The sequence below is a fragment of the Stutzerimonas stutzeri genome (assembly GCF_002890915.1).
GTDB classification, from domain to species: domain Bacteria; phylum Pseudomonadota; class Gammaproteobacteria; order Pseudomonadales; family Pseudomonadaceae; genus Stutzerimonas; species Stutzerimonas stutzeri_AF.
Map to the genome: position 1 here is coordinate 1 of NZ_POUT01000014.1, position 13,197 is coordinate 13,197.

14 protein-coding genes are annotated in these 13,197 nt (G+C 65.9%); 6 read left to right on the plus strand and 8 right to left on the minus strand.

What is annotated here, in order from left to right; translation table 11 throughout:
* The first annotated feature begins 278 nt into the window (after positions 1 to 278).
* The 4 genes from CXK94_RS19085 to CXK94_RS19100 are packed head-to-tail and all read left to right on the plus strand — an operon-like array spanning position 279 to position 2,880.
* Positions 279 to 587: a PepSY domain-containing protein gene (locus tag CXK94_RS19085; RefSeq protein ID WP_037039619.1), complete on the plus strand. Its 309-nt coding sequence runs from the start codon at positions 279 to 281 to the stop codon at positions 585 to 587.
* A gap of 8 nt (positions 588 to 595) precedes the next feature.
* Positions 596 to 901: a PepSY domain-containing protein gene (locus CXK94_RS19090; RefSeq protein ID WP_102895554.1), complete on the plus strand. Its 306-nt coding sequence runs from the start codon at positions 596 to 598 to the stop codon at positions 899 to 901.
* Positions 902 to 1,567 (plus strand): response regulator transcription factor, encoded by a 666-nt coding sequence (locus tag CXK94_RS19095; RefSeq protein ID WP_102895492.1) that lies wholly within the window; start codon positions 902 to 904, stop codon positions 1,565 to 1,567. It abuts the gene before it with no gap.
* A complete protein-coding gene (locus CXK94_RS19100; RefSeq protein WP_102895493.1) occupies positions 1,564 to 2,880 on the plus strand; it encodes a sensor histidine kinase in 1,317 nt (438 codons plus the stop codon). The genes CXK94_RS19095 and CXK94_RS19100 overlap by 4 nt, the downstream gene beginning before the upstream one ends.
* A gap of 254 nt (positions 2,881 to 3,134) precedes the next feature.
* Here the strand turns inward: CXK94_RS19100 and CXK94_RS19105 are convergent, their stop codons facing one another.
* Both CXK94_RS19105 and CXK94_RS19110 read right to left on the minus strand, forming a co-directional pair.
* Positions 3,135 to 3,350, minus strand: a complete 216-nt coding sequence (locus CXK94_RS19105; protein ID WP_037039617.1) for a hypothetical protein — start codon at positions 3,348 to 3,350, stop codon at positions 3,135 to 3,137.
* Between the two features lie 234 nt (positions 3,351 to 3,584).
* Positions 3,585 to 6,227 (minus strand): PAS domain-containing sensor histidine kinase, encoded by a 2,643-nt coding sequence (locus CXK94_RS19110; RefSeq protein ID WP_256046173.1) that lies wholly within the window; start codon positions 6,225 to 6,227, stop codon positions 3,585 to 3,587.
* A 136-nt stretch (positions 6,228 to 6,363) separates the two neighbouring features.
* Between CXK94_RS19110 and CXK94_RS19115 the strand changes: the two genes are divergently transcribed.
* Complete coding sequence (locus CXK94_RS19115; RefSeq protein ID WP_102895495.1) at positions 6,364 to 6,834, plus strand: prepilin peptidase; 471 nt, start codon at positions 6,364 to 6,366, stop codon at positions 6,832 to 6,834.
* Between the two features lie 159 nt (positions 6,835 to 6,993).
* The gene (locus tag CXK94_RS19120) at positions 6,994 to 7,740 is read left to right on the plus strand and encodes a response regulator transcription factor (protein ID WP_102895496.1); all 747 of its coding nucleotides are present in this window, start codon (positions 6,994 to 6,996) and stop codon (positions 7,738 to 7,740) included.
* Positions 7,741 to 7,782: 42 nt separating this feature from the next.
* Here CXK94_RS19120 and CXK94_RS19125 read toward each other — a convergent pair whose 3' ends face one another.
* The 6 genes from CXK94_RS19125 to CXK94_RS19150 are packed head-to-tail and all read right to left on the minus strand — an operon-like array spanning position 7,783 to position 13,190.
* Entirely contained in the window at positions 7,783 to 8,046 is a 264-nt protein-coding gene (locus CXK94_RS19125; protein ID WP_102895497.1) for a DUF3613 domain-containing protein, read from the minus strand.
* Positions 8,047 to 8,090: 44 nt separating this feature from the next.
* Complete coding sequence (locus tag CXK94_RS19130) at positions 8,091 to 8,990, minus strand: tetratricopeptide repeat protein (protein ID WP_256046174.1); 900 nt, start codon at positions 8,988 to 8,990, stop codon at positions 8,091 to 8,093.
* A 5-nt stretch (positions 8,991 to 8,995) separates the two neighbouring features.
* Positions 8,996 to 9,886, minus strand: coding sequence for a type II secretion system F family protein (locus CXK94_RS19135; RefSeq protein ID WP_102895498.1), 891 nt, complete (start codon positions 9,884 to 9,886; stop codon positions 8,996 to 8,998).
* Positions 9,886 to 10,764: a type II secretion system F family protein gene (locus CXK94_RS19140; protein WP_102895499.1), complete on the minus strand. Its 879-nt coding sequence runs from the start codon at positions 10,762 to 10,764 to the stop codon at positions 9,886 to 9,888. The genes CXK94_RS19135 and CXK94_RS19140 overlap by 1 nt, the downstream gene beginning before the upstream one ends.
* 21 nt (positions 10,765 to 10,785) lie before the next feature.
* Positions 10,786 to 12,033, minus strand: a complete 1,248-nt coding sequence (locus CXK94_RS19145) for a CpaF family protein (protein ID WP_037039605.1) — start codon at positions 12,031 to 12,033, stop codon at positions 10,786 to 10,788.
* Complete coding sequence (locus CXK94_RS19150) at positions 12,030 to 13,190, minus strand: pilus assembly protein (RefSeq protein ID WP_102895500.1); 1,161 nt, start codon at positions 13,188 to 13,190, stop codon at positions 12,030 to 12,032. Before CXK94_RS19150 ends, CXK94_RS19145 begins: the two co-directional genes overlap by 4 nt.
* Positions 13,191 to 13,197: the final 7 nt, after the last annotated feature.

Sequence of the window (13,197 nt, forward strand, 5' to 3'; positions counted from 1 at the left end):
GTGCTGAAACCTGTCAAAAAGGCCTGAAGTCAGGCCTTGTTTGGACTCCGTTAGGCCAAAGCGCTTGAAAAAGCGCCAAACCGGACGGGTTGGGGCAGTTGAAGCCGAGTTTTTCAACGGCCTGCTAGTCGCCTGTGGCGCCGGAAGCTGACGATGCGCGGCGGCGGCCGTCGCACGCGAGCGAGGGATGCCTGTCTCGGCGACGCGGGGCGTTCAGCTTCGCGTAAGCCCATGGCCGTAACCTGTGCAGCGTCGAAACCAACCACAGGTAACCCACCATGAAAACCCTCGCAACCGTACTGACCGCCGCCACCCTCGCCTTCGGCGCCAACCTGGCACTGGCCAAGGACCTCGGCCCGGACGAGGCCCTGCGCCTGCGCGATGCCGGCACCATCCTGTCCTTCGAGAAACTCAACGAAGCGGCCCTGGCCAAGCACCCCGGCGCCACCGTCGAGGAAACCGAGCTGGAGGAAGAATACGGCCGCTACGTCTACCAGCTTGAATTGCGCGACGCCAAAGGTGTGCAATGGGACCTGGAGCTCGACGCCAAGACCGGCGAAGTGCTGAAGGACCAACAGGACGACTGATGCCAGCGATGCGCGCCTCCCTTTCCCTGACACTCCCCCTGGCCCTGCTGCTCGCCGCCACCCCGGTGGCGAGCCGCGACCTGGACCAGGACGAAGCCCTGCGGTTGCGCCGCGAGGGCCTCATCATGCCGCTGGAAAACCTGCTGCAACACGCCCTGGAGCGCTATCCGGGCGCACGCCTGCTGGAAGCGGAGCTGGAGGAGGAGGACGGCATCTACGTCTACGAGATCGAACTGCTCACCGCCGAGGGCGTCGCCCGCGAGCTGGAACTCGATGCCCGCGACGGCCGCCTGCTCAAGGATGAGGAAGACTGAATGCGCCTGCTGCTGGTCGAAGACAACGTGCCCCTGGCCGACGAACTGGCCGCCAGCCTCGGCCGCCACGGCTATGCCATCGACTGGCTGGCCGATGGCCGCGACGCCGATTACCAGGGCACCAGTGAGCCCTACGATCTCATCGTGCTCGACCTCGGCCTGCCCGGCAAACCGGGGCTCGAGGTGCTGCGCGACTGGCGCGCGCGCGGGCTGACGGCACCGGTGCTGATCCTCACCGCCCGCGGCTCCTGGGCCGAGCGCATCGAGGGGCTCAAGGCCGGCGCCGACGACTACCTGACCAAACCCTTCCATCCCGAGGAGTTGCTGCTGCGCATCCAGGCCCTGCTGCGCCGCGCCCATGGCCTGGCCAACCAGCCGCTGCTGCGCGCCGGCGGGCTGGAGCTGGACGAGGGCCGCCAGAGCTGCCGCAAGAACGGCGAGGAAATCGCACTGACCGCCGGCGAATTCCGCCTGCTGCGCTACTTCATGCTGCATCCCGGCCAGCTGCTGTCGAAGACCCAGTTGGCCGAACACCTCTACGACGGCGAGACCGAGCGCGACTCCAACGTCATCGAGGTGCATGTCAACCGCCTGCGCGGCAAGCTCGGTCGCGAACTGATCGAAACCCGCCGCGGCCAGGGCTATCGCTTCGGCGACCAGCCGTGAGATCCATCCAGCGCAGCCTCGCCCTGGGGCTGGTCGCGGCACTGCTGGTGGTCGCCCTGCTGCTGCTGCAGACCAGCCTCTGGCTGTTCGAAGCAGGCCTCAAGCGCAGCCTGGAGGCCGACCTGCGCGAAGAAGCCGAGGGCCTGCTGATCGCCGTGGTCAACGGCCCCGACGGCGTGCAGCTGGATACCCAGCGGCTCAGCCCGCGCTACCAGCGGGCCTTTTCCGGCCACTATTTCCAGATCCAGCTGCCCGACCGCACCTGGCGCTCGCGCTCGCTCTGGGACGCCACGCCGCAATGGCCGCAGACGCCCGGCCTGGCCAGCGAACTGCTGGACGGCCCGCAACGGCAGCGCCTGCTGAGCTATCGCGCGCAGTACCGGCGCGAAGGCCAGCCCATCGTCATCAGCGTCGCGCAGGACTACACGCCGGTGCTCGACAGCTTCGCCCGGGTGCGCCTGAGCGGCTTGGGTCTGGTCGGCGTGGCGCTGCTGGTGTTCCTGCTGGTGCAGCGCTACGCCATGGCCCTGGCGCTGCGCCCGCTGGAGCGCATCCGCCAGCAGATCGCGCAACTGCAGCAGGGCCAGCGCCAGCAGCTCGACAGCCAGGCGCCGCTGGAGCTGCAGCCGCTGGTGGCGCAGATCAACCACCTGCTGGCGCACACCGAAGACACCCTGCAGCGCTCGCGCCACGCGCTGGGCAACCTCGGCCATGCACTGAAGACGCCCCTGGCGGTGCTCGGCAGCCTGACCCGGCGCGAGGAACTGGCCGCCTATCCGGAGCTACAGGCGGGGCTGCAGGAGCAACTGGCGCAGATCCAGCAGCGCGTCAGCCGCGAACTCGGCCGCGCCCGGCTGGCCGCGGACGTGCTGCCCGGCGCGCACTTCGACTGCGACGCGGAGCTGCCGGCGCTGTTCGAAACGCTGGCGATGATCCACCGCCAGGACCTCGACCTGCGCTGGCAGGCCCCGCCCGGCTGCCGCCTGCCGCGCGACCGCGAGGACATGCTGGAGCTGCTCGGCAACCTGCTGGACAACGCCTGCAAATGGGCCCGGAGCAAGGTCGTGCTGACCATCGAACAGGCCGACGGCGGCTATCGGCTGCGCGTCGAGGACGACGGCCCGGGCATCGCGCCGGCGCAGCGCGAGAAGGTTCTCGCCCGCGGCGCCCGCCTGGACGAGTCGGCACAGGGCCATGGCCTCGGGCTGGGCATCGTCGACGACATCGTCGCGGCCTGGCGCGGCGAATGGACACTGGACGACAGCCCGCTGGGCGGGCTGCGGGTCACGATCCGCCTGCCGGCGGGACGTTGAGGCGGGACCAAGCAGCAACGCTGTCGCGCAGCAAACAGGGGGCAGGTTCCTGTAGGAGCGCGCCATGCGCGCGAATCGCGGACATGGCCCGCTCCTACAGAAAGCCGGCTTGCCGGCGAGCATCGGCGTTGCGCGCCGATCGCCCGCAAGGACTCGGCGTCCCCCAGGCTCCTGCAAAAGGCATCCTGTGCCATGGCCATGGAACGGATGTGGTGTCGTTCGCAGGCAGGGCCTGCTCCAACAAGGGGTAGCGCCTAGTGCGGGCGGGCCAGCTCGTTGCGCATATCTTCGAGAATGGTCTCCACCAGCAGGGTGTTCTGCACCTGGTGCCCCGCCATGACCCGTGTCGCCTCGGTGCCGTTGATCGGGTAGCCGACATGGACCACCAGGCGGCCGTCCGCCTGCGGCTCGACGCGCGTGCGGTACTGTGAGGTGAAGGTTTCGGCCAGGTGGCGGGACAAGGTCTTCATCGAGCATCTCGAAGCAATGAGCCTGTCACAGAGACCTTGCCCCGCGCCTGGAGATTCCAGCCGTCCATCGGGATGGTGTGCCAGGTTCACCAAACGCTCATCTAGCGGCCTGTGCGGTTAGCGGATTAACACCACCGAACGGTCCTGGGTTCCCAAGACGCGACGAACCACAGGGCTACAGCGAAGACCGCAACGCGGTATCGGGCCATGAACGTCGAAATGGACTGCTGCCCACTAGCCAGCCGGCAGATCGACGCTGAAGCAGGCGCCCGACGACTCGTTGCGCGCCGTCAGTTCCCCCCCCATCTGGCGAATGATGCCGTAGCTCACGGACAGCCCGAGGCCTGTGCCCTGTCCCACCGGCTTGGTGGTGAAGAACGGATCGAACACCCGCTCCAACAGCTCCGGCTCGATGCCACCGGCATTGTCCTGCACCTCGACCCGAACCCGCCCCTCCCGTGCCCCGGCGCCCAGCCGGACCCACGGCTGCAGTGTCGGCTCGCGCGCTTTGCGTTCCAGCAAGGCATCTCGCGCATTGACCAGCAGATTGATCAGTACTTGCTCCAGTTGGTCAGCGTGGCCGCAGACCTCCGGTAGTTCAACCAGCTCCAACTCCAGCCGGATACCCTGCTGTTGCATATCCTCGCATATCAGAGCGACGGCCCCCTCGATGGCCGCCCGTGGCCGGAAGCGTTGCCATTCGACCTCGGAACGCCGGCCGAAGCCGCGCATGTGATTGACGATCCGCGCGGCGCGCTGGACCTGCCCCTCGATGCGTTCGAGCTTGGCCGCCAGGTACTCATCGGTCAGCCCACCGTTCTCCACGCGCTTGAGCAGATTCATCAGCGCCGCCCGCATCACGTTGAGCGGCTGGCTGATCTCGTGGGCAATACCCGTGGCCATGGTTCCCAGAGTGGCCATCTTCGCACTCTGGTGCAGTTGCTGGCGGGAACGGTGCAGCTCCGTGTCGTCGCGACCGACCGCCTGAATCTCGACGAGCCGCCCCGCGCAGTCGAAGACCCCACGCTCCGCCCATAGCCACCAGGCGTGCTCATGTCCCGGCAATTGCACACGGATCTCCGCAGTGCACAGCGGTTGTTCCGGCGTCAGCGCAGCAATGCGCCGGCGAAATGCCTCGCACTGCTCGTCAGACAAATAGTCCACCAGGCTCAGACTGCCGACCAGCTCCGGCGGGCAGCCCAGGTAGTCCAGCAGCGGACGGTTGGCGAAACTCAGGGACAGGTCCGGGCGGTAACGGCAGATCATACTGGGCGAGTCCTCCACTAGCAGGCGGTAGCGCTCCTCGCTCTGCCGGACCCGCTCAGCCGCCTCGCGCGCCTCGGTCACGTCGAGATACAGCCCGACCGCTTCCAGTGGCCGTCCGTAGTCGTCACGCAGCATCTTGGCCTCGTCGAGTATCCAGTGATAGCCGCCGTGGCGATCACGCATGCGATAGTGACAGCTCGCCTTGCCCTCACGTAGTAGCCGGCGCGTGCGCTCCAGGAAGATGTCCCGGTCGTCCTCATGCACCAATGACAGCAGCGAGCGTTCGCACAGCTCGGCCAGCGTCCAGCCCAGCACGACCTCGAGACTTGCGCTGAAAAATTCCGGCCGCAGCACGCCCTCCTCGCAATGCTGCACGTAAATGATGGCCGGGGCGCTGTCCACCAGGCTCTCCAAGCGCGCGGTGGCCGCCGCCGCAACCGCTTCGTTCGCCTTGATATCGTCAATGTCGACGGCGAAACCGATGATCCGCTGCCGCTGCGCCCGGGCGCTCAGCCGGAACCAGCGCCAGTTCCCCGCCACGGACAGGCGCAGGGCCTGCGCGAACTGCCCGCCTGCGGCTGTAACGTCGGCCAAGCGAACACGGAATTCGTCGCGGTCCGCCGGGTGCACCAGGGCAGGCCAATCCACTTCCGACGCCCTAGCCACCCCCAACGCATCCCCCAGGCAGGGCGCGAGCAGGTAGCGGCCGGTCTGCGAGCAGTATTCCCACCAGCCGCTGCCGAGCATGTCCTGCAGGCACGCATTGCGCTCGTCTTCCTCCCTGCGGGTCTCGTCGCGTAGGTGCTGGAGCCAGGGGGCAACCACGCCGTCCACCAGTCGCATCCAGTCTTCGCCGGTCAAGTCAGTGGTCTCGGCCACCCCGGCATGGCACACCAGACACGCCTCGACGCCGTCGCGCCCTCTATGGGGCACCAGCCAGAGGTCGCCGGTGGCGTCCAGTCGCACGCTTCGCGGCGCGGTCTCGACCAGGCCCGGCAGTCGCTGCAACGTGCGCTCATCGGGGAAGGCCGGCGCTCCCGGTCGCACGAACCGGCGGGCCAGCCGCCAGCGCCGATCCGCCTGGACCACCAGCACCCCCGCGCCGGGGATGGCCAGGCGCAGAACCAAGCCTTCGAGGAACTCGTCCAGCAGCGTATCCCGGTCGGTATTACGCGCCAATCGCAAGCGTCGTGCCAGCTCAGCGCCATGATCCAGCAGCCGTAGGCGCCTTTCCTGCGCCCTGGCGCGCTCGACCTGATCGCTCACATCCAGCAGCCGCAGCGACCAGCCACCGGGCAACCGCTCCAGCCAGCCCCGGGTGTGCAGGCGGACACCGGCTCTTCCCTTGAAAGCCAGATCGAGTGTCTGGCCCTCCAGCATCGAAAAGTCCTCGACGGTCCAGGCGGGTGGCTCGGCCAGCAAATGTGCGAGTTCGACGTCCGCAGTATTCACCGAACCATCCAGCCGTGCCGCCAACGCACCCTTGCAGTCACGCACTCTGCCCGCTGTATCCAGTTCGATATAAAGCCCCTGCCAAATTGATACATCCATCACACAATTAATGGCGCCCGATTTTTGACTTGCACTGAATCGATTCAATTGGTCGTTCATATCCCTGCCCAGAACTTCAAACCCCCGAGCAACAGAAGGACGGAAACTGCCGCTGTTTCCTAGAATTAAAAGTCTTCATCAGAAACACCAGTTACCTATGATAGGCCGTCGTTTCTAGTGACCCGGAGAGAGGGTAATGCTGCAAATAATTCTGATTGCCTGGATATTGCTGTGCGCCGCTATCGATGCCCGTTTTCAGCGTGTCCCCAACCTGCTCGTCGGTATCGGCCTGATCGGTGCACTGCTGGTCCTGCTGCTGTCCAGCCAGACACTGACCGGCGCATCCTGGAACCAAGCCATGATGGCCCTGCTGGCCGGCCTGCTGTTGGGCGTGCCCGGATATCGCCGGGGCCAGATGGGCGCCGGCGACGTCAAACTGCTGGCCGTGCTGGGCCTGGCCAGCGACCTCATGCACCTGCTGTTCAGTGTCGTCGGCGCCGGCCTGGCCCTTGTGGTCTGGGGCCTGGCGGCAGCCCGCCTATGGCGGTACCTGCCTGCGGCCACCCGCACGAGCCTGGCGCATTTCGCGCCGGAAAACATCCAGCGGCTCCCTTACATACCGTTTCTGCTAGTGGGTTTCCTGGGTGCGACTGCGCTGCTCGTATAACTAAAGAATTAACACTTTCGACCAACAGTCCAGAAAAGCATTGACCAATATCAACATGGGATTACTGCTTCCGTATAATCACCAAAAAAACAAGTACTGTCTTAGAACAACATCCTCAACTCAGCCTTGCCCTCATTAAGAACGGAATAGGGTCCCATCATGAATAATACAGCTACACATAAAATTCTCATTATTGACAACGAGCCTTTTATCGTCGAAGAACTTTGTGAGTTCTTCTGCGAGCATGGTCACAGTTGCGTCGGCGCGGGATCATCGCAGGAAGCCTTCGAGCGCTTCCATGGCGACCCCGCGATCTCTATCGTCCTGACCGACCTCTACATGCCGGGCATCAATGGCATCCAGCTGGTGCAAACCCTGCACGAACAGGCCGGCGGGCATCGTTCTTTCGAAGCCATCCTGTTCACTGGGCAATCTGACAAGCAGGACGTCATCCAAGCCATGCGCACCGGCTTCGCCGACTACTATCAGAAACCGCTGCACCTCGCCGACCTGCTCGCTGGCGTCGAACGACTCGCCAGTCGGCTCGACAAGCGAAACCGCGAGCAGCACCTAGGCAACCTCAGCCAGCGCCTGCAAAACCTTACCTCGTCGCTGGAGGAGCTCTGCCTGGACATCCACAAGTTCCAGCAACTGCCGGCGCAGGCCCCGGAAGCCCATATGCTGGCCCGACAGCCCGCCGACTCGCTGGCCAACAAGCTGTCCCGCCGCCAGTTCGAGGTGTTACAACTGATCTCCCGGGGCATGACCAACTACCAGATCGCCTGCGCACTGGGCATTCGTGAAAACACGGTCAAACTCTACGTTTCGCAGATCCTGCGCATCACCAACATGCACAATCGCACCCAGTTGGCGTTGGCCTTGTCGCCCAGCCAACCCTATCTATGAGCCACGGGGGACACCCGCTCTTCATACACCCGGCCCTGACCTTCAGCGCTGCACGCTATCCCCGACATCCTCTTCGAAGAACTCCGGAATCGGGTGCTTGAAGCTCTCCAGCCAGCGCTGCAGGGCCAGTTCACGCTCGGCTGGCGTCGCCTGCTGTGGATGCCTGGAAGCCGCGCCACCCTCGCGCTGCAGTTGCAGCCAGGCGTCGCTCGTCGTCGGCACAGCGGCAACCAACCTCCCGCCCTCGTCAGCAGCCGCCCCCAGCGATAACAACAGAGCGGCCCCCCCAATGGCTCGTTTCAGCATTTCATTGTCTCCTCATTCAGAACCACGAAGCCTATCCCGACGGGTTATTCGATACCGGTGATCGGTACCACCTGGCGTACGGCGGCCGACTGTACCCGTTGCACCCCGCTGCGGGCCGGAGTCGGCGGCGCGGCGGAAGACGGTTGTGCAACGAGGACGACCGATGGCCGTGGCGCGTCGGCACTCGCCACCGACGCGGACGGCACTACGACCGGAGAGGGCGCCATGGTCGTCGCCGGCTTGGCCGGCGACACGGCGGCGGCCCCCTTCGCGGCGCCCGGGGCATCCTCCTCGCGCAAGCGCAGCGCGCGCTGCTCGGCCTCGCGAAACTGCGCCGGCGTCAGTTTGCGGCGACTCACCAGCTCGCTGGCCTGAGGCCAGCGATTCTGGTATAGCAACAGGGTCAACAGGTTCTCCGCCGCCCGGTTGTCGCGCTCGTTCAGCTCCAGCGCAGTGACCAGCTCGAAGTGGGCCTCCGGCAATTGGCGCAGGTTCAGGTAAACCACACCGAGGTCGTTGCGCATGGCATCGTCGGTCGGCACCAGGCTGACGGCGCCACGCAGGTGTTCCAGCGCTTCGTCGTAGCGCCTGGCACTGGCGGCCAACTGCCCCAAGCCATGATGGGCCTCGGCTGTCAGGCAACTGCCGAGCAACCCGCGGTACAGCCCTTGCGCTTCGCTGCGGCCCAACAGGCGCAGGATACGCGCCTTGCGCAGGCGGGCCTCCGGCAAATCGCCCGGCAGCCGTTCAAGGTTGGCCAACGCCGCATGCAGACGACCGCCCTCGAACATCTCCTGGGACAGGTTAATGGCCAGTTCCTGATCATGGGTCAGCGGCGCGCAGGTCGACGGCGACGACGATATGCGCTCGATCAGCCAGGGCGAGCCCGAGGGCCCGCCCGCACATCCGGTCAAGGTTCCGATGACCAACAGCAAACTGCTCAATCGCCTCATCCTATTTCTCCCAGGGCCCGGATAATCGCTATGAAACCCGGCCCTGCCAGTACGATCAGCAGGGCCGGAAAAAGAAAAGTGATCATGACCACGGACATCTTCGCCGACAGCTTGGAGACCTTTTCCTGCAAGGCGCTCATGCGTCGATCGTCGATCAGCCGCTTCATCGTCAGCAGCGAAGCCATGGCGCCGCCCCCCTGCTGGATCAGCTGCTCGAGGATCACGAAGCAATCGGTGACCTCATCCACATCGACCAGTGCAGCCACATGGCGCAGCTCCTGGCCCAATTCGAGGCCGGCATCGACCCGCTGCAGGGCCTGCCGCAGCTCGGCAGCCAATTCGGGAAGAATCCCCTGGCCCTCGGCGGCCAACACGCGCAATGCCTGCTCGACGGTCATGCCGACTTCGAAGAGGATGCGCAGCAGCGGGATGGCCGTGGAAATCTCCAGGGCCAGACACGCCTGGCGCGCCGCGGCCGCCCGGGCCAGAAGCCGCTTGGGCACCAGGTAGCCGATGCCCAGGGCGAACAGCGGCGCCAGCCAGGCATGCTGCTGCGCCCCAGGCGCCAGCCACCCGGTAAGAACGGCCAGGCCGGCCAGCAGCAGTGGCAGGCCGAACTGGATGACCAGGAACAGGGTGCGCTGACGCGCCTGCCGCCAACCCAAGCGGTCGAGCAGTTGGCGCACCTCCGGGTCCAGGCTGCGCGCGCGGCGGACCAGAGAGCCGCTGTCGAGTTCGTGCAACAACCGCGCACCGCGCGCCACGTCGCCCACGCCCAGGCGCTCCACCACCTGGCGGCGGTGCCAGTGCTGACGCAGGATATTGCTCACCAGCAACACGGCGGCGGCCAGCAGCAGTGCCACGCTGAGAATCGTCGGGCCGTTCATCAGACACTCCTCTGCATGCGCCACAGTAGGAAGCTGCCGGCGGCCTGCAGTACCAAGGCGGCCAACAACACCAGCTTGCCGGTAGCATCTGCCCACAGGCCGAGCAGGAATGCCGGGGTGCTGATGAAAATGTACGCAGCCAGGGAGACCGGCAGGCCGGCCAGAACCAGCGCCGAGATGCGCGTCTCGCCGGTCATCGCCCGCAGCTGGCGGGCGGCCCGCTCGCGATCGCGGATCATGCCGATAAGGTTTTCCAGCAGCTCGCTGGCGTTGCCGCCGTAGCGCTGGTTGACCCGCACGCCGAGAGCGAGGATGCGGAATTCGTCCTGCTCGTAGAGTTCGGCGAAGTCGTCCAGAGCCTCGTCCAGCGGCATGCCCCGCTCGATATTGCGGCGGCTGCGGGCAAAGCCCGCGTGCAGTGGCTCGACCGCATTCTGCATGGCCAGCAGGACGCCGTCGCCCAGAGTGCGGCCGGACTTCAGGCTGCGGATCACCTGATCAAGGAACGGCGGCAACTGTTCGATCATCCGCCGTACCCGCTGCCGGTAGCGCCAGGCCAGGTAGGCGCGCAGTACCAGGGGCGGCAGCAGCGCCATCGCCAGCAACAGCGGCCAGCTGCCACCGAGCAGGGCACTTAGCACCAGGCCTGCCAGCCAGCTCATCAACCAAGCGCCCAGGTGTCGACCATCCACCTGCAGGCCGGCGCGCAGCAACGCGCGCTCCAGCCGCTGCCGGCCTGCGCCACGTGCCTGGGCCGGCTGTGCGTTGGTCAGCCGCTGCAATACCTGCTCCGAGCGGGCCTGGCGCAAGCCGCGGCGCAACAGGATACTTCCCGCTGCCAGGCTCACCAGAGCCACCAACCCCATCACCGCCATCATTCGCGTTCCTCCTTGTGCGGCCTAGCTATCGCTGCGCAGCTTTTCCCCGGCCGGGTTCACCGCCTCGCGCAGGAAGCCGCCGCTGCCGCGCCGCTCCAGACGGAACAGCGTGTTGGTGACGTACTGGCCCTCACGCAGGCCAACCACTTCGAGAACTTCACTGACGCAACGGCGGCCATCGGCCAGACGGGTCAGTTGGATCACCAGATCGATCGCCGCACAGACGGTCTGACGCAGGGTGCGCTCTGCCACCTGCACCCCGGACAGGCCCACCAGCGTCTCCAGACGCAGCAGGGCGTCGGTCGCATTGTTGGCATGCACGGTGCTCATCGAGCCGTCGTGACCGGTATTCATCGCCGTTAGCACGTCGAGCACTTCAGCACCGCGTATCTCGCCAAGGATGATGCGGTCCGGGCGCATGCGCAGGGCGTTGCGCACCAGATCGCGGGCGCTCACCTCACCATGGCCATCGGCGTTCGGCGGCCGTGTCTCCAGGCGTACCACGTGATCGTGCTTGAGCTGCAGCTCGGCAGTATCCTCGATGGTGACGATCCGCTCGTGAGCGGAGACGTTCTGGCTGAGCAGGTTGAGCAGGGTCGTCTTGCCGGTCCCGGTACCACCGCTGACCAGGATGTTGCAGCGCCGCGCTACCGCCATGTCGAGGAATTCGAGGATCTCCCTGCTCAGCGAGCGCGAGGCCAGCAGGTCGGCGCTCTTGAGCATATCCTTGCGGAATTTGCGCACCGACAGGCAGGGGCCGTCCAAGGCCACCGGCGGGATCACCGCATTGACCCGGCTGCCATCGGGCATGCGCGCATCGACCATTGGCGAGGACTCGTCGAGGCGCCGGCCGACCGGCGCCAGGATACGCTGGATCACCCGCTGCAGATGGCGCTCGTCCATGAAGCGCAGGTCGCTGTGCTGCAGCACGCCGTTACGCTCGACGAATACCCGTTGCGGGCCGTTGACTAGAATCTCGGTCACCGAGGCGTCGCGCAGCAGCACCTCCAGCGGGCCGAAGCCGACCAGTTCGTCGACCAGTTCCTCGCCCAACTGGTCCATCTCGTATCGGGACACCGCCAATTGGCGGTTGCGTACGTAGTCGCCGACCCGCTCGGCGACGAACTGTGCCAGCATCTGCCGGGTGCCATCCAGCAAGTTATGCCCCTCATCTTCGAGGGCGTCGATGATGTGGCGATGCAATGCCGCCTTCAGGCTGCGGTTGCCGAGAGACGTCTGGCCGGCGCCGAACAAGCGGCCGCGGCTCATGCGAACCGCCCCAGCAGATACGGCAGCCAGCGGCGCACGGGCGTGCCCGCGCCTTGCTCGACCAGCCGCTCGATGGCGCGGGTCAGGGCATCGCGCGGTGCCAGGCGGGACAATGGCCGTCCCTGGTTGAGCACCCGCAGACGCAGAGATGCCGAACCCGGCAGGCTGGCGGCCAGCGGCAACTCGAAGGTGTGCGCCAGGGTCATGGCATCGGGCGCCACCCCGGGGATGTAGCGATCCACCAGCAGTGCTGCCCCTTCCAGCTTGATGCCCTTGCCCTGCCAAGCCTGCAACTGGTCAAGGTTACGCCGGCAGGTAGAAACCCCCTGGTCGACATACCAGTACAGGCGCTGGGCGTTGTTGATGCAGGTACGCAGGGCATCGCTATCCGGCTGCCCGCAGAGGTTCAGGACCACATGGGCGAAGCTCTGGCGCAGAGCGCCAAGCAACAGGTAGAGTTCAGCCGAAGTGCTGGCGGCCAGGGGCTCGTCGCCACTGCCCAAGGGCAGCACGCGCAGGCCGCCAGGGTGACGGCAGAAAGCACTGTCAATCAGATCGCTATCCAGACGTCGCAAGTTACGCAGGGCATCGCCGAAGCTGAAGGTGGATTCGACCCCCAGCAGATCCAAGCTTTCTCCGCCCGGCATACCGAGGTCGACCAGCAGAACATCCTGGCCACGGGTCTGGAGACCGAGCGCCAACTGGCTGGCCACCAGCGCCGCGCCGGCGTCCGGCTGCACACCGTAGAGCAGCGTCAGCCCGCCCTGCTCGCGATGCGCCGGCAATTGCGGCAGGCGCTGGATGAGGCGTCGCACCAGGCCCAGTACTTCGCTGCTGCGCAGGCCGTAGGAAATGAAGTCGCGGGCACCGGCGCGCATGGCGGAGATCACCAGCTGGTTGTCGAAGCCATCGCCGATGCCGACCACCGCCAGCATCGGCCGTGCCTCCAGCAGCCCCTCGACCAGTGCGCACTGGCTCACCATGTGCTCGCGGTCGATGCCAACGAAGACCAGGCTGGCACCGGTCACTTCGATCAATCCGAGCAGTTCCTCCATATGGTCCGAGGACTTGAGGACCTGCCCCAACGGGGCCAGGGTCTCCTGTAACCAGACACCATCGTCCACGTTCTGCGCGGCGGCGAGAAAAGTGTATTCCATGCTCAAC